Source organism: Pedobacter sp. KBW06 (assembly GCF_003852525.1).
Taxonomy (GTDB): Bacteria; Bacteroidota; Bacteroidia; order Sphingobacteriales; family Sphingobacteriaceae; genus Pedobacter.
Map to the genome: position 1 here is coordinate 137,709 of NZ_QAJL01000009.1, position 20,776 is coordinate 158,484.

16 protein-coding genes are annotated in these 20,776 nt (G+C 40.9%); 9 read left to right on the forward strand and 7 right to left on the reverse strand.

Translation table 11 applies throughout. The features are described from left to right. Window positions 1–7: 7 nt before the first annotated feature. The 6 genes from DBR43_RS32595 to DBR43_RS32620 form a co-directional block, all read right to left on the reverse strand. The gene (locus tag DBR43_RS32595; protein WP_233603315.1) at window positions 8–2,443 is read right to left on the reverse strand and encodes a TonB-dependent receptor domain-containing protein; all 2,436 of its coding nucleotides are present in this window, start codon (window positions 2,441–2,443) and stop codon (window positions 8–10) included. 173 nt (window positions 2,444–2,616) lie between these two features. Then, window positions 2,617–4,989: a glycoside hydrolase family 3 N-terminal domain-containing protein gene (locus DBR43_RS32600; RefSeq protein WP_124587540.1), complete on the reverse strand. Its 2,373-nt coding sequence runs from the start codon at window positions 4,987–4,989 to the stop codon at window positions 2,617–2,619. A gap of 4 nt (window positions 4,990–4,993) precedes the next feature. Beyond that, a complete protein-coding gene (locus tag DBR43_RS32605; protein WP_124587541.1) occupies window positions 4,994–6,424 on the reverse strand; it encodes an alpha-L-fucosidase in 1,431 nt (476 codons plus the stop codon). Between the two features lie 262 nt (window positions 6,425–6,686). Continuing rightward, entirely contained in the window at window positions 6,687–9,494 is a 2,808-nt protein-coding gene (leuS, locus tag DBR43_RS32610) for a leucine--tRNA ligase (protein ID WP_124587542.1), read from the reverse strand. A gap of 63 nt (window positions 9,495–9,557) precedes the next feature. Further along, window positions 9,558–10,805 (reverse strand): voltage-gated chloride channel family protein, encoded by a 1,248-nt coding sequence (locus DBR43_RS32615; RefSeq protein ID WP_233603317.1) that lies wholly within the window; start codon window positions 10,803–10,805, stop codon window positions 9,558–9,560. Window positions 10,806–10,935: 130 nt separating this feature from the next. After that, the gene (locus DBR43_RS32620) at window positions 10,936–11,346 is read right to left on the reverse strand and encodes a hypothetical protein (RefSeq protein ID WP_124587544.1); all 411 of its coding nucleotides are present in this window, start codon (window positions 11,344–11,346) and stop codon (window positions 10,936–10,938) included. A gap of 306 nt (window positions 11,347–11,652) precedes the next feature. On the opposite strand from DBR43_RS32620, the gene DBR43_RS32625 reads away from it, so the two are divergent. The 9 genes from DBR43_RS32625 (at window position 11,653) to DBR43_RS32665 (ending at window position 20,152) form a co-directional block, all read left to right on the forward strand. Next, window positions 11,653–12,531: a cell division protein FtsX gene (locus DBR43_RS32625; protein WP_124587545.1), complete on the forward strand. Its 879-nt coding sequence runs from the start codon at window positions 11,653–11,655 to the stop codon at window positions 12,529–12,531. Further along, window positions 12,531–12,755, forward strand: coding sequence for a DUF3098 domain-containing protein (locus tag DBR43_RS32630; protein WP_124587546.1), 225 nt, complete (start codon window positions 12,531–12,533; stop codon window positions 12,753–12,755). The genes DBR43_RS32625 and DBR43_RS32630 overlap by 1 nt, the downstream gene beginning before the upstream one ends. Window positions 12,756–12,762: 7 nt before the next feature. After that, window positions 12,763–13,557: an undecaprenyl-diphosphate phosphatase gene (locus tag DBR43_RS32635; RefSeq protein ID WP_124587547.1), complete on the forward strand. Its 795-nt coding sequence runs from the start codon at window positions 12,763–12,765 to the stop codon at window positions 13,555–13,557. 72 nt (window positions 13,558–13,629) lie between these two features. Next, the gene (truB, locus tag DBR43_RS32640) at window positions 13,630–14,379 is read left to right on the forward strand and encodes a tRNA pseudouridine(55) synthase TruB (protein ID WP_124587548.1); all 750 of its coding nucleotides are present in this window, start codon (window positions 13,630–13,632) and stop codon (window positions 14,377–14,379) included. Window positions 14,380–14,384: 5 nt separating this feature from the next. Further along, window positions 14,385–15,251, forward strand: a complete 867-nt coding sequence (locus tag DBR43_RS32645; RefSeq protein WP_124587549.1) for a YitT family protein — start codon at window positions 14,385–14,387, stop codon at window positions 15,249–15,251. Between the two features lie 110 nt (window positions 15,252–15,361). Then, window positions 15,362–16,297, forward strand: coding sequence for a bifunctional riboflavin kinase/FAD synthetase (locus DBR43_RS32650; protein WP_124587550.1), 936 nt, complete (start codon window positions 15,362–15,364; stop codon window positions 16,295–16,297). Window positions 16,298–16,356: 59 nt separating this feature from the next. Continuing rightward, the gene (locus tag DBR43_RS32655; protein ID WP_124587551.1) at window positions 16,357–16,719 is read left to right on the forward strand and encodes a hypothetical protein; all 363 of its coding nucleotides are present in this window, start codon (window positions 16,357–16,359) and stop codon (window positions 16,717–16,719) included. Window positions 16,720–16,778: 59 nt separating this feature from the next. Beyond that, complete coding sequence (locus DBR43_RS32660; RefSeq protein WP_124587552.1) at window positions 16,779–19,004, forward strand: cation:proton antiporter; 2,226 nt, start codon at window positions 16,779–16,781, stop codon at window positions 19,002–19,004. A gap of 110 nt (window positions 19,005–19,114) precedes the next feature. Further along, window positions 19,115–20,152, forward strand: a complete 1,038-nt coding sequence (locus DBR43_RS32665) for a DUF2157 domain-containing protein (protein ID WP_124587553.1) — start codon at window positions 19,115–19,117, stop codon at window positions 20,150–20,152. Window positions 20,153–20,157: 5 nt separating this feature from the next. Here the strand turns inward: DBR43_RS32665 and DBR43_RS32670 are convergent, their stop codons facing one another. Then, window positions 20,158–20,739 carry a lysine transporter LysE gene (locus DBR43_RS32670; protein WP_233603319.1) on the reverse strand — a complete coding sequence of 194 codons (582 nt, stop codon included), beginning with the start codon at window positions 20,737–20,739 and terminating at the stop codon, window positions 20,158–20,160. Window positions 20,740–20,776 lie beyond the last annotated feature (37 nt).

Below are 20,776 nucleotides of genomic sequence, written 5' to 3' on the forward strand. Positions count from 1 at the left end.
TTATTCTTTAGTTCTGAACACCTCCCATTCCACCTTGATCTTCTTTTTTCAAATCGTCGTTCTTAACACCTTTCTTAGGCTGTGTGAATTTCAATTTACCAAAGTTATAGCTCAGGTTGATTCCGAAAGAACGTAATGGGTAATGGATGTTTGTTTTTTGCTCGTAAGTATCTCCCTGGGCGTTCTTTCCTTTATTTACAGTATTGATCACCAGGTCACGGCTGAATGGATTCAACACGTTCAAACCAATTGTAGCTTTTTTCTTCCAGATTTCTTTCTTCAATGCTCCTCCGTAAAAATACATTGCATCCGTTTTCCCCTGGAATGTACGGCGTGGAGAATTGATGACTCCCCAGATCTCAGTATTCCAACCACCTGGGAACGCATAGGCAGAACGCGCAAATGCGGTATAGTTCAGGAATGTACCTGTATTTACGGCATTGGTTGAACTGTTATTATTTACATTATAGGTATTTAAACCAATATTTGCCATTAAAGTCCATTTTGGCTTTGGATTATAACTTCCAAAAATGTTCATCCCATAAGACTCACTTCTTCCAACATTGGTATAACTGGTTAGAAATGCCTGTGGCGCTCCCGGAGCAACAGGAAGAGGGGTAATGATGCTCTCAATCACATCTTTAGTTGAACGATAGAATACTGATGCATTGATAACCGATCCTTTGATAAAAGTAGAGTATCCCATTTCAATGTTATCACTTAATTCAGGATTTAAACCAGGATTACCTTTCAGGATGCTAAACTGATCGCTTTTATTTTCAAATGGATTTAAGTAGAACAAACTTGGACGCTGAATCCTTCTGTTATAGCTGACTTTAATGGTACTAGCCCCTTTTAAAGATTGAGAAAGGATCAAACTTGGAAATAAGTTAAAATAGTCGTTCCCGAACGGCACTTTTGTACTAGACAACCAGTTGATCTTCGTATACTCCGCCCTTAGCCCTGCTTTGGCCGTAATTTTCTTAGTCAATTTAAAACCTAATACCCCATAAGCAGCACCCACATTTTGATCATAATCAAAATCCTGATTGACATCACTATAGGTACTAATGATATTTCTGAAGATCCCTTTTACACCTGTTTCAAGTGTGGTTGTCTTGCTGAATGGATACACATAATCCGTTTGTACAGTATATTCATTGTTCTTTCCTGTATTTGAATCAAACACCTCAACCGGAAGCTCCTGAATAACAGTTTTATTTGAATAATCACTGGTGTTTCTTCCTGTAGATAACTGAGCAGAGATACTAAACTCCTCTCCCTCCTTTTTGCTGGTTTTTCTATAATCCACACTCCAGTCCAGATTATTAAATCCCATATCCATATCTCTGGTGATAACAGAACCCAGATTTCCGTTCACCTTGCTGGTGGTAGTCCCCGGACCTCCATTAGAGAATCTATTGATTTTCAAATTGGTACTGATATTATGATAGTTATTAAAATCATAATCTATTCCAGTACTACCATTATAGCCCACTCTTGACCAGTCAGAAAATCCATTCTGCTCCAAACTTGTCCCCCCTCCTGTCTGTAAGGCAACCATATTTGAAGAGACTACTTTTGAATTTTGAGGATAAGCGTGATTTACACCCAGACTACCCGTTAAAGACAAACGTCCAGTTTTGGCATTTAAGTTAAAAGCACCGTTATTTGAACGCGTTCCAACTGAAGTATTTACACTGCCACTGGTACCTTCAGCAGATTTCTTTTTAGTAATGATATTGACAATCCCACCTGAGCCTTCTGCATCGTATTTTGCCGAAGGACTCGTAATCACCTCCACACTCTTAATCTGTTCTGCAGGAATCATTTTAAGCGCATCGGCAACACTATTGGCCATCGTTCCTGAAGGCTTTCCATTGATCAAAACCCGTACAGAACTTCCTCTCATTTGAAGATTGCCATTTACGTCAACAGACAACATTGGCACCTTACGCATCACATCAGTAGCATCACCACCTGCATTGGTAATGTCCTGTTCTGCATTATAGACCAATTTATCTACTTTATTTTCTATCAACGCTTTTTGTCCGCTGATTTCAACTTCTTTCAGATTACCTGCTGTTGCGCTCAGGTAAATGGTTCCTGCATTTAAATCAGGTTTTTCAGGAGTAGTTTTTACGACCATCACTTTCGTTTTATAGCCCATAAAACCAATCGACAATTTATATTCTTCAGGACTTACATTAGCTAATGTCACCTTTCCACGTTCATCAGTTACGGCTCCATTTACAGACTTATTATCTTTAGATTTGATTAAGGACACTGTTGCATAATCGATTGGTTTTTTGCTCGCCGAATCCAGGATTATTGCGGTAATCCTCCCTGTAACCATCTTTTTTGCCGGTCCTCCCATGGGAAACTGTGCTTTCGCCCCGAGCATCAAGATAATACCGGCAAATAATAGTATAGATTTTTTCATAATAGTTTTCATTTCTTCAATTAGTCTACGCAAGGTAAATTTTGTTACACGTTTAGACTATAGATTTTGGGCTTCGTCCAATTATTTAACGGCGAACTGCTCTTTTTGATCGGTGAAAGGAGTTGCGGACCTTTTCGTAAAAAAATCGATACAAGTCTTGGGCATCTTTGATTTTACCGAACCGTAAAATCGCCTTTCAACCGAACGTCATCAGATGAGCTACCCAACATTAAGCTGAAATCCCCGGGCTCAAGCACCCAATTCATCTGCTGGTTAAACAGCTTTAAGTCTTCTGCATTTAATTCAAATTCCAGCTCTTTTTGGGCACCAGATTTTAAGAAGAACCGCTTGAATTTCTTCAGCTGTTTCACTGGAGTCACGACAGAACTCACTTTATCTACCAGATATAGCTGAGTCACCTCATCCCCATCTCTTTCTCCGGTATTCTTAACATTCAGTTTTACTTTAACCGACAAGTTATCCTGTGCTCCGGAAACCAAAATATTCAAATTGCTGTATTCAAAAGTGGTATAGCTTAACCCATATCCAAAAGGGTATAAAGGTCGGTTATTCACTTCTACATAGCTATGACTTGCAGGCTTCTTAAGATTATAATATACCGGAAGCTGTCCCACAGATTTTGGGATAGAAAGGGGCAATCTTCCGGAAGGATTATAAGCGCCGAACAAAACATCAGCAATGGCATTTCCGCCTTCCTGCCCGGGATACCAGGCATCAACAATGGCATCCACATGATCGGCAGCCCAATTCAGGTTTAAAGGCCTGCCTTTGATCAGTACCAGTACTACAGGAGTTCCGGTCTTTACAATGCGTTGAAGCAGTTCCATTTGCCTCCCCATAAGATCCAGGGTAGATCGGTCGAATCCTTCTCCGCTTTCCATGTCACTTACCCCTGTATCGGCAGCCTTTACCTGTGCCGCACCCGTATTCAGGTATTCTGTTTTAAAATCTCTCGCACTTGATCCACCCAAAACGACAACCGCAACCTCCGCATTCTTCGCCAGTTCAATTGCTTCGGCCATACCAGCTGATGTTGTATCTCTAATTGCACAACCTTTAGCATAATCGACTTTTACTCCCTTTCCTGCCTGCGATTTGATACCTTCCAGAACGGTGACTACTGCATTTTCATCCTGAGGAGCAGTGTAATCGCCCAACTGGTTATATATATTATCGGCATTAGGCCCGATTACCGCAATCCTCTTCAGCTTATGGCTCAATGGAAGGATATTATTCTTGTTTTTGAGTAAGACCAGAGATGCACTTGCAACATTTCTTGCTAATGCCACATGTGCCTCACTTCTCACTATTTTTGCTGCCTTCTGAACATTCACATAAGGATTTTCGAAAAGCCCCATCTCAAATTTAATGCGAAGTACCCGAGCTACTGCAGTGTCCAAAACGCTTTCTGGAACCTGTCCTTTACGCAAGGCGTCTATTAATGCCGGCCCATAGCCATAGCCACTCAGATCAGCATCCAATCCGGCATTAATCGCCATAGCCGCTCCTTCTGTTGCATTTGCAGCGACGTGATGACTGCTCACCAAGCCAGATATACTTCCTAAATCGGAAACGACAAAACCATTAAAGCCCCATTGTTTCCTCAAAACATCGGTAAGGAGAAAATGATTTGCAGAACAAGGAATTCCATCTATAGAGTTGTAGGCTGTCATCACTGACTGTGCACCTGCCTTAACCGCAGCCCTAAATGGCGGTAAATAAGACTGAAACAGTTCTCTTGTACCTACTGCTACACTGCCACCATTATGACCTCCTTCAGGAACGCCATAAGCTGTAAAATGCTTCAGTGTAGCAGCGATATTGATTCCACTCTTCAAATCATTACCCTGAAAGCCCTTCACCATTGCTTCTCCCATTCGGCTATTGAGCACAGGATCTTCTCCATAGGTCTCTTCTACTCTTGACCAGCGTGGTTCGCGGGCCAGGTCCAGAACTGGACCATAGCCAATATGAGCGCCCTGAAGACGTGCTTCTAATGCTATGGCAGCAGCCATTTCCTGAATCAAATCAGGATTCCAGGTACTGCTTTGACCTATAGAAGTAGGGAAAACAGTAGTCCCGATGGCCATATGTCCATGTGGACATTCTTCAGCTAGCAGCATCGGAATATTTAGCCGACTGTTTTCTATCGTATATTTCTGAATAGCATTGGTTGCTTTCGCTGCCAATCCGGGATTTAATCCAGTTAGCAGCGTCTTTTTCGTCCATGGGTCAGCCCGTAATGTCGCCCATAGCATTCCGGTATGCTGCACCGCTAATGCTTTTTTAAACTCGTCACTCACTGTTACGGTATTTCCGGTCTTACTGTACATATCCCAGCCAAGCAATACCGATATCTGGCCTACCTTCTCTTCAAGACTCATCCTACCTAGAAGGTCTTTAATTCTTAATGCCGTCGGAACTGCTGCGTCCTTATAGACTGGCTTTTTTTGAGCAATACCGGATTCATAACAGGTTATTATCAGGACTACAGACAGCAGTCCTATTCTGGAAAACTTGTTCATGTGTCTAAGGTTTGCTGGAAAAAGAAAAGGCAAGCGCCGGTAATCCCGCAGGAATACCTTTCGGTAGGAATACTCTTATTGTCGCATTCTCTTTTACCCATTTCACATTTTCACCCGTTTGTAAAAATTTAACCTTACTTCCTTTTACAGGTTCATTACCAGTCCAGGAAACAGTGGAGGGCAAAGATTCGCCTTCCTTTATGCAAACCAATGCGTATTTTGTTTTAGCATCCTTGCTCTGTGTAAACCAGGTATTGTCATTGTGATAATCTTTAGTGATTCTCGTTTCATAAATTGCCTTGCCATTTTTGCTGACCCAGTTTCCGATTTCTCCCAAACGGTTAACCACCTCATCGGGCATCGTACCATCTGGTTTCGGCCCTACACCAAGCAACAGACTTCCTCCTTTGGCAGTAATTTCAATCAGGGAATGAATGACCGTTGCTACAGACTTGTACTGATCATTTGCAACAAATCCCCAGGCACCTCCCAGCGTCATACAACTTTCCCATGGATGATCCAGCTGTTGTTCCGGAATCCGCTGCTCGGGAGTCTGATAGTTTTCATAAGGACCATGAACAGTCCGGTCTACGATCAACAATCCAGGTTGTGCCTTACGCCCCATTTCTGCGATCTTCGGCATGTCGATGTCCTGACTCCAGGCTGGAATTGCAGCTCCCCAGGCCCGCACTTCATCATTTACGGTTTCTAATGGACGCACCCATCCCCCATCAAGCCATAAGATATCAACTGAACCATAATTGTTCATCAATTCAGAAATCTGATTAAAGGTTTGTGTTTTGAATTTATTCCATCTCCATGGGTTCTTTTTAATATCGTAATTATTATTACGATCTGCGGTCGCATATTTAGACCACCAATAGTATTGGGAATGCCAGTCTGGTTTAGAGAAATAAGCGCCGATCATAAAGTCCTGCTTTCTGAAGGCATCAAAAACAAATTTTGCGGCGTCAGCTTTTGGATTTCCTTTAAAAGGACCATTGGAAATTTTGAAATCACTCTCTTTTGTATCAAACATATTGAAACCATCATGGTGTTTTGTAGTAAACACGAGATATTTCATACCTGCAGATTTACCTGCTTTTGCCCATTGATCAGGATTAAAATTGACCGGATTAAATTTCTCACTTAAGCCCCAGTACCATTTCTTATAATCTTCATAAGCAATGGTACTATCTCTGGAGATCCAATCTTCTGAACACAGATTCCATGACTCCATGATTCCGGGTACGGCATATAATCCCCAATGGATGATCATTCCAAACTTCTGGTCCTGCCATTTTTCAAGTTTTTTCTTGACCAAAGGATCCGAAGGCCATTCATAGGTGCTGGATTGGCCATGTACATTAGGTTGGCCAAAAGCAGTCATTTTTAATAAAAAAATGATTGCAATAAGTAAGATAGGTTTATTCATTTTGTGTGGTTGTATCTGGTTTAAGATTGATTACCGGAAAAATTCGGCTTCATAACGATTGCGATATAGCATTGAGATAAACCCTTTTAGTCGTCCATTACTAAGCTGTCCGGGAAACAAAAGTCCTAAGATATGTAAATTTATTATACATCTGAACAATCAAAACAGCAGTTCTGAAAGGATAAATTTGTCCAGATAAAAGAAAAGCTCCGAACAAATTGTCCGAAGCTTTTCTCTATATCAAAATGATCCGTTTTTAAGGCTAGATCACAATGTTTACAATACGGCCTTTCACCACGATTACTTTTTTAGGTGTTTTTCCTTCCAGGTATTTTTGAACCTGTTCATCAGCCAAAACTGTTTCTTCAATTTCTTTGGGCTCTAAGGTCAAACTTAAGTTCAGATTTAAACGCGTTTTACCGTTCACAGATACCGGATAACTAAATTCATCTTCGACCATATAAGCTGGGTTGAATTCAGGGTATTTGATGTAGGATAAACTACCCGCTTCATGTCCCAGGTTCTCCCAAAGTTCTTCACAAATGTGAGGAGCATAAGGTGACAACACAATTACAAGGTCTTCCAATACCTGACGGTTCTTACATTTCAGTTCAGTCAGCTCATTTACAGCAATCATAAAGCTGGAAACAGAAGTATTAAAAGAGAACCTTTCCACATCATCCTGTACCTTTTTAATGATCTTATGTAGGGCTTTCAATTCGGCTTTTGAAGGTACAGAATCACTCACATTAAAGACCCATTCTTCATTATGGAACAAACGCCAGAATTTACGAAGGAACTTAAATACACCTTCGATTCCATTGGTATTCCAAGGCTTACTTTGCTCAAGCGGCCCCAGGAACATTTCATACATTCTTAAGGTATCTGCGCCATAGCTAGAGATCAACACATCCGGGTTCACTACATTGAACTTGGATTTTGACATCTTCTCTACTTCTACTCCGCAAATGTATTTCCCATTTTCCAGGATAAATTCCGCATCTGTAAATTCAGGTCTGAAAACTTTAAATTTTTCAATATTTAAAATTTCATTCTCCACAATGTTTACGTCTACATGCAGTGCAGATGTTTTATATTCTTTCCTAAGCCCATAAGACACCAAAGTATTTGTTCCTCTTCCTTCTTCGTCTACCACGCGGTATACAAAATTACTTCTGCCCTGGATCATTCCCTGATTGATCAGCTTTTTGAAAGGTTCTTCCTCAGTTACATGACCAAGGTCTTTCAGGAATTTATTCCAGAAACGGCTATACAATAAATGGCCGGTAGCATGCTCTGCCCCACCGATATATAAATCAACATCTTTCCAGTACTCAATAGCCTCTTTGGAAGCGAAAGCGGATTTGTTTTTTGCATCCATATAACGATACCAATACCAGCTCGATCCTGCCCAACCCGGCATAGTACTCAATTCATACTCATATTGATCATCATAGCTCCAGTCTTCAGCTCTTCCCAATGGTGGTTCGCCACTTTCGGTAGGCAGGTATTTATCAATTTCAGGAAGCATTAAAGGCAATTCCTCTTCGTTGATCAGGTATGGCAACCCGTCTTTAAAATAAACCGGAATTGGCTCTCCCCAATAACGCTGGCGTCCAAAAATAGCATCCCGCATGCGGTAATTCACTTTCGCCTTGCCTACTTCCTGTTCTTCCAGCCAGGCATTTAAAGTCTGTGTTGCTTCGGCGTAGTTCATTCCGTTAATGAACCCGGAATTAATGTATTTACCCTCTTTCGTTGAATCCGCCTGGGTATCGATGTCTTTTTGACTATCCAGGATCTGTACGATCGGTAATTTAAAATTAGTTGCAAATAACCAGTCGCGCTGATCACCGCTAGGAACTCCCATTACTGCACCAGTTCCATACCCTGCCAATACATAATCAGCGATCCACAATTGAATTCGTTCTCCACTCACCGGATTAATCACATAACTTCCAGTGAAAGCACCAGAAACAGCTTTCACATCCGCCATGCGGTCGAGTTCAGATTTCTTCTTTGTTTGAGCAATGTAATGATTCACTTCATCCAATTGTTCAGGAGTAGTCAAACCGATTACCAGCTCATGTTCAGGAGCAAGCACGAGGTAAGAAACGCCGAATATCGTATCCACACGGGTGGTGAAAACTTCAATATAATCCTGACTAAGCGAAGCTATCTTTTCAGAAGGCTCAATCTTGAAACGAACGCTGGCGCCAACACTTTTGCCGATCCAGTTGCGCTGCATTTCTTTTACCGGCTCTGGCCAGTCTATGGTATTTAAGCCCTGCAACAGTCGTTCTGCATAAGCAGAAATCCGCATGCTCCATTGCATCATTTTCTTTTGCTCTACCGGATGACCACCACGTTCCGAGTAGCCATCTTTCACCTCATCGTTCGCCAATACTGTTCCCAATGCAGGGCACCAGTTGACGGTACTTTCTCTTAAATAGGTTAAGCGGTATTTTAATAACTCTTCCTGTTTTTCTTCCTGGGTCATTGTTGCCCAGTCGGTCGGCAGGAAAGATTTGGTATCTTCATCACAAACGGCTTTTACATCCGCACTTCCGGAAGCATTAAACTTTTCCAACAAGCTGGTGATGTCTTCTGCACGATCCGTTTCCAAATTATACCAGGAATTGAAAAGCTGCATAAAGATCCATTGTGTCCATTTATAATATTCAGGATCACTGGTTCTTACTTCCTTAGACCAGTCGAATGAGAAACCGATCTGATCTAATTGTCTTCTGTAAGTATTGATGTTTACCTCTGTAGTAAGGGCCGGATGTTGTCCTGTTTGTATCGCATATTGCTCTGCAGGCAAACCAAATGAGTCGTATCCCATTGGATGCAATACATTATATCCTTTTAATCTTTTATATCTGGTAAATATATCGGAAGCAATATAACCTAGTGGGTGACCAACATGTAAACCTGCTCCAGATGGGTAAGGAAACATATCCAGTACGTAAAACTTAGGTTTAGAAGATTGTTCTTCTGCTTTAAACGTTTGATTTTGAGCCCAAAACTCTTGCCACTTTTGTTCTATTTCTTTAAATTGATAATCCATTACAGCTATGCCTTATATATAGCGCGAAAATAAGGAAATAAAGGTTGGATCAGAAACCCTTTCTTAAATACCTAATTTACCGAACAAAAAATGGCGTGGCGATTTGTTTTCAGGGGCATTATAAATGCTATGATGACCGGAGATCAGGAAAGCAACCACACAGGCAATGCTTACGTAAACCCAGCAGGAAATACCGAACAACTCAAAAGCCATTATGCAACAGGCGAGAGGTGTTTTTGCTGCTCCGGCAAATACCGCAACAAAACCCATTCCCGCAAGTAAACCTATCGGCAAAGGCAGAAAAACAGACAATGCACTTCCCAATGTTGCACCAATAAAAAACAATGGCGTCACTTCTCCTCCTTTAAAGCCCGCTCCCAGGGTAATTGCTGTAAATAAAATTTTCAAAGCAAAATCCTCTGTCCCGGAGGCCTGACTGAAAGCATCGACAATTACCGGAATCCCTAATCCGATATATTGGTGTGTTCCCAATAAAAGCACAAGAAAAAGTACGATTAAGCCGCCGATAAACGGGCGTAAGGGCGGGTATTTTAGTTTCTTGAAGATGGCAGAAAACAAATGTGTAAGTCTGACAAATAAAATCGCAGCAATGCTAAAAGCAAGCCCCGACAAGATGCTATAGACCACATCCATCAATGAAACTGAAGGTATACTGTTAATTTGATAATGTGTATGCCCTACTCCCCATATTTCCGTTACATAGGCACCCATAAAGGCTGCTGAGAGCGCCGGAAATAAGGCCTTCTGAGGAATTTTACCGAGCAACAACACCTCAATTCCAAACACTGCCCCTGCCCATGGTGTTCCAAAAACAGACGCAAAGCCTGCACTCAGCCCTGCAATTAGTAAAATGCTACGGTCATCAGGGCTCAGCTGAAAAGGTTTATACAATTGATCGGCCGTTGATGCAGCCATTTGTAAAGCCGTTCCCTCTCTGCCAGCCGATCCCCCAAATAAGTGGGTAATGATGGTGCCTAATAAAACAAAGGGAGTCATTTTAAAGGGAACAATATCTTTGGGGTTATGAATCGTATCGAATATGAGGTTATTTCCCCGTTCCACATCTTTTCCGCGATGGTGGTACAGTAAACCAACCAGCAGTCCGGCAAGTGGAAGAAAATAAAGCAGGTAAGAATGAGTCTCCCTAAAATCTGTGGCCAGGTTCAATAAAGTCAGGAACAGTGCAGATAATGTACCTGCAGCTAAGCCAACCAATAGACTAAGAATCGTCCATTTCAGGAGATAATGCCATATTGAATTTCTGTTGAGAAACGCAGGTATAGTCGTCAAAAAATTAGAATTAAGATCTTTTTCTCCCATAAAAAAGCCTGAAACGATTAAAGCCGCACAGGCTGAAGGCAAATATAAAAAAGGCTGTCCATAATGTTATGGAAACATTTGAACAGCCTTTTTAGATGGATTATCTAGTCAGAAAATATTTCCTGGTTTGCTTTGGGTTAGCGCCGTTTACTGTTGCTGTAAATTCAAATTTATTATCAGTAATGGTATTCGTGGTACAATTCAATACTTCTCCTGATAAAGAAATATTGAAATCGTCGGTGGCCAACACACCATAGGTCCCCAAAGTACGCTTTCCTCTCAGGCTCACATCTAACTGATCATTTTCATCATTTCTAAATTCAAAAAAATCTTCTGCAACGCCTGTATAAGGAACCATAGCACTGCCTGCAATGGTCACTTCTTCTCTTGCTACCTGCCATTTTCCTTCTATTTTCTTTTTTAATGGTCTTGCTGCTCCTGTTTCTTTCTTACATCCGGTTCCTGCGATGATTAATAAGACCATCGCAACTAAAGTAACTTGTTTTTTCATAGGTGAATTTTGTTTTTTATTAGGTTTTTGTGCGCGCCCGTTCCCAAAACTCACTATACCTCCCCCCTGAACACCTGCGCTTTCATTCAAAAATAACGCCCAAAATCTCCTTTTGGTACAAAAATGTTACACAACACTTACAAAAACAAGACTATCCAGCCTGATAAATTAGCCTTAAAACATCTCCAACAAACTATTTTTAACGATAATGCGTTGTAGCTTTAAAGATTAAAAAAGGATAAAGGGCTATAATTTTAAATTAGTTGCTTATATTTTTTTATTTTCGCAAAACATAAAAACAAATACATGGAAGAATTTGAAGTTAGCGATGCTTCTAAGAAGACAAAAACCATTTATATTTCTACTATTTTCAGCATAGCATTGGTACTACTGATGTTGGGCATGTTGGGCCTGATATTAGTACACGCTAAAAATCTTTCTAACTATGTTAAAGAAAATATTGTGTTAAACATTATTGTAGATGAAGGCGCGAAGGAAGCAGATGTGTTGGCTTTTCAAAAAGAGCTGAATGCCACCCCTTCCATCAAGACCACACAATATGTGAACAAGGAAATGGCGGCGAGAAACCTGACGACAGACCTCGGTGAGGATTTCGTAAACTTCTTAGGTTATAACCCCTTACTTTCAACCATCGATGTTTATCTAAAAGCGGATTACGCCAATAATAAAAGTATAGACGCCCTTAAAGCCAATATCAGTAAAAACCCGGTAGTAAAAGAAGTCATTTATCAGAGTTCTTTAATCGACATGGTGAATAAGAACATTAATACCATTGGCCTGATCATTTTAGCTTTTGCAGCAATTTTATTGATCATTTCTATTGCACTGATTAACAACACTATCCGCCTCGCTATTTACTCGCAACGCTTCCTAATCAAGAGCATGCAGCTGGTAGGTGCTACCCGGAACTTTATCCGCAAGCCTTTCATTTTGCTTGCAGCATTACATGGCCTGATCGCTGCCTTTATTGCCATCTTAATCCTTTTGGCGATCTTATACTATGCACAAAGAGAGATTCCTGAAATCGTCATCTTAAGAAATTACACTGAATTTGGCATCGTTTTACTGGGTTTGGTAGGTGTAGGAATCTTTATTACAGCCATCAGTACCTCCTTTGCTGTCAGCAAATATTTACGTCTAAAAATTTACGACCTTTACAGATAATGATAGAGAAAAAAAACACTCCTGTAAATCAGGAAAGCAAATCGGAATTAGTATTTACTAAAAAGAACTATCAATTGCTATTGATTAGCATTGCGATCGTCGTACTTGGTTTTATCCTGATGATGGGTACAACAGACATTTACGATTTCAGAAAAACCTTATTGGCACCAATGACCGTTCTCTTTGGATTCGGATTTGGTGTTTATGCTATTCTAAAAAAATAAAGCTTTAATGAATTATTTACAAGCCTTTATTCTCGCTATAATTGAGGGAATAACTGAATTTCTACCGGTTTCATCAACCGGCCATATGGTTATTGCAAGTGCGATCATGGGGATTGGAAAAGATGAGTTCGTTAAATTGTTTGAAATCGCAATTCAGCTAGGTGCAATCCTTGCGGTTGTTGTCCTTTACTGGAAAAAGTTTTTCGACTTCAGTAAATGGCAATTTTATGTAAAATTGATTATTGCAGTAATTCCAGCCCTCGTTTTCGGAAAATTGTTAAATGATTTCATTGATGAAAAATTGGGCAATCCCATATTTATAGCTGTTATTTTATTAGTGGGAGGTATTATTCTACTATTTATTGATAAAGTATTCACGAAGCCCGAAGTTCATCATGAAGCAGAAATCAGCAATATGTCTGCTTTCAAGATTGGCTGTTTCCAGGTTCTGGCAGTTGTATTTCCAGGATTAAGCAGAAGTGCCGCTACGATTATCGGAGGGATGCAGCAGAAGTTAAGCAGACATGCTGCTGCTGAATTCTCTTTCTTTCTCGCTGTACCTACAATGTGTGCAGCAACAGGGTATAAGTTGCTTAAAGGATATCATTTACTAAATGCAGAGAATGTGAAACTCCTTCTTTTCGGTAACCTGATTGCCTTTATCGTTGCAATTATTGCGATCAAATCATTTATCGGATTCTTATCCAAGCATGGCTTTCGTGTTTTTGGCTGGTATAGAATCATTATAGGTGTGGTGATCCTTGCTTTATATTTTTCAAATATTCCGCTGCACGTATCCTAGCACAAAAACCATTAATTTCCCCGGTTCCCATTAAATCTTACAAAGAAAACGTATTAAAAAGCGTGTACTGAAATGACAGAGAGTGAAAACATATTAAATACGAAAACCTTTCCGGACTTTAATTTTGCTGAAGGCGAATTATTACTCATCAATAAGCCCTATAAATGGACCAGTTTTGATGTAGTAGGAAAAATTAGAAACTCCCTAAAACCACTGAAACTTAAAGTGGGACATGCGGGGACTTTAGATCCTTTGGCTACCGGCCTTCTGATCCTCTGCACAGGTAAGCTGACCAAGCAAATTGACACTTTTCAGGCAGAAGAAAAAGAATATACAGGAACCATGATCCTCGGTGCTTCAACCCCTTCCTTCGATATGGAAACTGTTGTTGATCAGGAATATCCTCTGGATGGTATTACAGAAGAAGCCATCTACGCGGCTACTGCACCTTTTACAGGTGACATCCAGCAATATCCACCAGCACATTCTGCAGTAAAAGTAAACGGAGAGCGTTTATATGTTAAAGCGCGTCGTGGAGAAGAAACAGAACTACGCTTAAGGTTTGTATCAGTGCCCTGCTTTGAAATTACCAGAATTGCACTTCCTGAAGTAGATTTCAGGATCGTTTGCAGCAAAGGAACTTATATCAGGTCCCTAATTTCAGACTTTGGAAAACACTTAAACAATGGCGCATACCTGTCGAAATTAACCCGTACCCGAAGTGGAAGTTTTCTTCTTGAAAATGCATTTGAAGTAACAGACTTAGTCAGCTATCTTCGCAATAAAAGAGAACTGGCAAACCCGACGGACCCTCAATCTTAATTCATATGCAAAGCCACTTCAAAAGCAAAAATGCAAGGTCGGTAAAAGACTTCCTTTTGATTACATGTGGCATTGTTTCGGCCTGTTTTGGTTTGAAAAGCTTTTTAATTCCAAATCATTTTATAGATGGGGGCGTTACGGGCATTTCACTACTGATCAGTAGTCTGACCGGATTAAAACTATCCTATTTGATCATCCTGATCAATATTCCGTTTATTATACTTGGCTTTAGACAGATTGGTAAAGGTTTTGCCATTAAGACCGCCATTGCTATTTTAGCGCTTGCTGTATTCTTAATCGTATTGCCTTTCAAACCGGTTACCGACGTTCCCTTATTGATTGCCTTTTTTGGTGGTTTTTTCCTTGGCGGAGGCATTGGCCTGGCCATGCGTGGCGGCTGTGTTATTGACGGAACGGAAGTACTTGCGCTGTATATCAGTAGAAAAAGCATGCTTACAGTAGGGAATATCATCCTGATATTAAATATCATTATCTTCTCTTTTGCTGCCATTTTTCTTGGAGTAGAAACTGCGATGTATGCGATTCTAACCTATCTATCCGCTTCCAATACCATAGATTTTGTGGTGAATGGACTGGAGCAATACACCGGGGTAACGATCATATCTGACAAGAACGCAGAAATAAAGGAATACATCATCGAAACGATGAAACGCGGTGTCACCATTTACAAGGGAGAAGGTGGTTATGGGGTAAAGAAAGATATTGACATTTTATATACAGTATTGACCAAGCTGGAAATGGGGAAACTACAAACTGAGATCAGAAATATTGATCCTGATGCTTTTGTAGTCCAGCAACAAATTGCAGACATAAAAGGTGGGGTGGTATTAAAACGCCAGTCCTTGCATTAGTCAAATTTTAAAACTGATAAGGTTAACGCTAAAAGAATTAACAGCTCAAATCAATTGCTCATCTAAATGGGGAAATGGTCTGGGTATATTTACGAAATATTGATTTTCTAATGAAAACATATCACCATTTTTCTGAGTTTAAAAAACTAGACAATGCCGTTGCTACCATAGGAACCTTTGACGGGGTTCATTTCGGACATCAGAAGATCATTAAAAGGCTTTGTGAGTTAGCAAAATCGACCGGAGGAGAAAGTGTGATCCTCACTTTTTTTCCCCATCCAAGGATGATCATCGATCCTGAGAACCAAGACCTGAAACTGATCAATACCATTGCAGAGAAAATAGAAATTCTGGCGGAACTGGGCGTCGATCATTTGATTATTACCCCATTTACCAGGGATTTTTCTAACCTCAGCCCCGCTGAATATATAAAAAATATCCTGGTAGACACAATCGGCATTAAACAACTGATCGTTGGGTACGACCACCGCTTTGGGAAAGACCGCAAAGGAGGAATGCAGGAACTGGAAATGTATGCCAAACAGTTTGACTACCAAATCGAGGAAATCGCCAAACAGGATGTCGATGATGTGGCTGTCAGCTCCACCAAAATCCGGAAAGCATTACTCAATGGAGAAGTTGCTTTAGCGGCCAGCTATCTGGGCTATCATTTTTCTTTACACGGGAGAGTGATCAAAGGAGATAAAATCGGAAGAACGATTGGATTTCCTACCGCAAATATCTTTTTAGAGGAAACCTATAAGCTGATTCCTTCAGATGGTATCTATGCCGTTACGGTGGATATGGGAACAGAATCGTACAAGGGGATGGCTTATATCGGACAAAGGCCAACAATCAATGGCATGACCAGAAATATTGAGGTCAACATCTTTGATTTCAATAAAGAAATCTATGGTCAGTACATCACCATGACCTTCCTTGAATTTCTACGGCATGACGTTAAATTTACCGGATTGGAAGCACTGAAAATTCAGCTGCAAAAAGACAAAGAGGATACCCTCAGCTATTTCAGCAAAATAGGCTAAACCACATTTAAATGCCTTTTTTCTCTAAAAAAAGGCATTTTTTTGTTATATTTACCTCAATGAGGTTTCTATTATCTGCTATTCTTTTCTTTTTCAGTCAGGTAATTTCCTTACAAAATGTACAGGGAAAGGTGGCAGATACGGTTAGCCCCTATGTCAGTAAATCCAATTTCAATACTAAAAAGCTTTATTTCAATCCTCCTTCGAAAGACCGCACTTCTTTAAAAAAAGCCTTTTTAGAAGACCTGACTTTCATCAGTCATGCGACGAACAAACAGGGGAGTAACCCCTGGTTCTTTCTGCGTGGCCCCGAAAGAGCACCATACGTTCCACTTCTACTGATCCGATATTATCAGATATTCGAAAACTTCGGATATGCCTATATATTCGACTTCCTGTATCCAAAACACGTTTTCTGGTAGTTATAAATAATCGAAATCCGATGAATACAATTTTATAACTTTAAAAAAACGCATTTTCTATGATACATTTACCCGTATTAATCACTGATTTAGGTTTAATACTTGCCGCCGGGGCAATCACCACATTACTATTTAAAAAAATAAAACAACCATTAGTTTTAGGCTATATCCTTGCCGGGCTACTTGTTGGTCCTCATATTAAATTTCTCCCAACGGTAACAGACAATGCCAGTATCCATATCTGGGCAGAAATTGGCGTAATCTTCTTACTGTTCAGCCTGGGTCTGGAATTCAGTTTCAAAAAACTTGTTAAAGTAGGAGGCTCAGCCTCCATCACCGCAATTGTAGAGGTCGTATTTATGCTCATTATCGGCTTTGTTGCCGGTTTAGCCATGGGCTGGTCTACAATGGATAGTATTTTCCTGGGCGGAATCCTCTCCGTTTCCTCCACAACGATTATCATCAGAGCCTTTGAAGAGCTTGGTGTAAAGCATAAAAAGTTTGCCGGACTGGTTTTCGGCGTACTCATCGTTGAAGATCTCGTAGCCATCTTATTGCTGGTATTGCTTTCCACCCTCGCGGTGAGCCAGCAGTTTGCGGGTGCCGATATGCTGATTTCCATTCTTAAGCTTTGTTTCTTTCTCGTTTTATGGTTCATTGGGGGAATATTTCTGGTACCAACCTTCTTAAAGGCGACAAAAAAACTCATGAATGATGAGACCATGCTGATCGTATCCATCGCTTTATGCCTGCTAATGGTATTGCTGGCTGTAAAAGTTGGATTTTCCCCGGCTTTAGGCGCCTTTATCATGGGTTCCATCCTGGCGGAGACTACTCAGGCTGAACGGATCGAGCATCTGACCAAATCTGTCAAGGACCTCTTTGCAGCCATCTTCTTTGTTTCAGTCGGAATGATGATCAATCCGAGCATTTTAATCGATTATGCCATTCCTATCCTGGTCATCACCATCGCAACCGTCTTAGGTAAATTCCTAAGTTCCGGAATGGGTGCATTATTGTCTGGACAGCCCTTAAAAACATCTGTTCAGACAGGTTTAAGTCTGGCACAAATCGGAGAGTTTTCTTTTATCATTGCAACACTCGGTTTAACGCTAAAAGTAACCAGCGATTTCCTCTACCCGATTGCGGTAGCCGTATCTGCCATCACCACCTTTACCACTCCATATTTGATTAAGGCCTCAGAGCCCTTTTACCTCTTCCTGGAGCGTACTTTACCAAAACGATGGGTTGAGGCCATCAACAGATACAGTTCCAGTACAGCGGGCATTACAACGCTTAGCGACTGGAAGATTCTATTGAAATCCTATACCTTCAATACGATCATCCACTCAGTGATCATTATTGCTATTGTTTTTCTGGGTTCCAGATACCTGCAGCCCTTTATGACGAAAAATATCATCAACGGGAATAATGGAATTATCATCAGCTTAATTCTGACCCTGATTTTCATGACTCCTTTCTTATGGGCATTGGCCATTAGAAAAATAGAAAAGAAGGCGTATTCTCATTTATGGTTAAATAAGAAATATACCCGTGGACCATTGGTTGCGCTGGAAGTTTTAAGAATTTCCCTGGCACTTTTCTTTGTTGGCTTCCTCATTTATCAATTTTACAGTAACTGGATAGCAGTTGTCATCGCCATTGTCCTGATGATTGTGGGAATGTTCATCTTCTCCAGAAAACTTCAGGGTTTTTATAACAAGATGGAAAGCCGCTTCCTGCTTAACCTTAACGCCCGTGAAGCTCAGAATGCCCAGCCGGAAATACTTCCATGGGACACTCACCTTGCTGAACTGGTAGTCGCACCGGAATCTTCCCTTGTTGGAAAAACACTGATTGAGCTCTCGGTAAGAGAAAAGTATGGCGTAAATATTGCCCTGATTGAACGTGGAAAAATCATGATTCCTACTCCGGGCAGGGATGAAAGACTGTATCCGAACGACAAGGTATTGGTGATCGGTACAGACAATCAGCTGGCTGCAATTAAGGAGTTATTTGAAGGTGCCAAGGAGGAAATTCCCGAAGAATCCAACTTCCCTAAAAAAGACATGACACTTCAAAAAATCGTCATCAACAGCAGTTCTCCGGTTTATTTACAAAGCATCCGCAGTTCCGGAATCCGGGAAAAAACTCAGGGTCTCGTAGTAGGGATTGAACGAAGGGGAGAACGCATCCTGAATCCAGACTCCAACCTCATTTTTGAGAACGAAGATGTGGTATGGATCGTGGGCAATAGTAAAAAAGTACCTGATCTATTGAAATAATTCCAGAAAAATATCTAATCTTAGCATTGTAACTGAACCCTGCCGACAAGCTTGTTGGCAGGGTTTTATCTCCAAACAAACATATACCAAACGCCACCAGCCAAAGAAAAATGAAGATAGATTCGGAAAAAAGTGAATTTTTAGACGAAATGCTCGAGCATTGGCAGGAAGAAAAATTGCTTACCGAAGCAGATGTTCAACGTTTACGCGGGAGCTATGAGACTAAAAATTTCGACTGGCGAAGGTTGGCTCAATACTCTTTCTGGATCGCCATGGCCTGTGGTGTAATTTCTCTTGGCGCCTTACTCATAGATGATACCATTCTAAAATACCTGGAACGTCTTTATGATACTTCCGACGGAGTGATCAGCATTCTTTCGATGTCTGCAGCAACTTACCTCTTTTACCTGAGCTTTAAAAGAAAGCAAACCAAATCACATCAGGTCTTCAGTAATGAAGCATTGATCTTTACAGCAGTGATGCTCACCGCAAACGCCATCGCTTATCTGGGTAAGGCTATCGGCACCAGTACTGGTCATTTTTCTTTGCTCCTGCTCCTCGCTGTCGTCATCTACGGAATTCTGGCTTATGCCTTCAAGTCAAGGCTGATTTGGGTCTTCGCTTTAATTTCGCTGGGTGCCTGGTTTGGAACAGAAACGGGCTATCTGTCGAGATGGAACTGGTATTTCGCAGGGATGAATTATCCTTTACGCTTTGTCTGCTTTGGAGCAGTCCTCACCGGATTGTCTTTCTTTATGAAAAGACATAAAAAGGTGGATCACTTTTTCCCCGTAACCTATATCAGTGGAATGGCGTATTTATTTGTATCGCTCTGGCTGCTTTCGGTATTTGGGAATTTCGGCACCTTGGAAGCATGGTACGGCGTAAGACAAATCAGTTTGTTCTACTGGGCTATTATCTCTGCACTGGCCTGCATCATCAGCATCTTTGCCGGCTTAAAATACAGGGACGACATTGCACGGGAGTTCGGGATCACTTTTCTTTTCATCAACCTTTACACCCGTTATTTCGAGTATTTCTGGGACAACTGGCATAAAGCACTTTTCTTCTGCGTCCTTGCAGCCTCCTTCTGGATTATCGGACGAAGGGCAGAAAAGATCTGGAATATAGAGTTCCTAAAGAAATAACCCGCCTACTTAATAAAATGGATGTAAACGATTTTACAGATGTGATAGCCTGACAAAGCAAAAAACAAGAGTGCAATCCCTTTATTCACCAGATAACTGCTCAGCGCAAATTTTTCCTGTATATACTGTGCAAAACGCGCAAAACCGTATAATGCAACCGCTGCCCCGATACCTGAACCTATACTAAAAATCGTCAGGGAAAGGTAGCCGATATCTATCCACTCATGAGAAATCAGATAAGTACCTACAAATAACCAGTAAGGGATTTGCATGGGATTAATTACCCCCAAAAGCATTCCATATCTGATGCTGTCCTTTTTAGAATAATCTGCTTTTGGCATTTCTTTCCTGGACCTCCAGGTGATGAAACCTAAAACCCCAAACATCAGTACCATGATCACATCAATGATGTCTCCCAATTTGATCTCACTGGAAAGCCATTGCACAAAGCGCATCACGCCAAAAGTGAAAAGTATCTCAATTGCCGAGAAGGCGCCTATAAAATATAGCGCCTGCCTGATTCCCCTGGTGATGGTAATCTGAACCACAGTAAGGTTAATATTTCCCGGAGGGATATATCCCACCATATTTAGTATTACCCCTAAAAAGAGTGTTAAAAAAAGC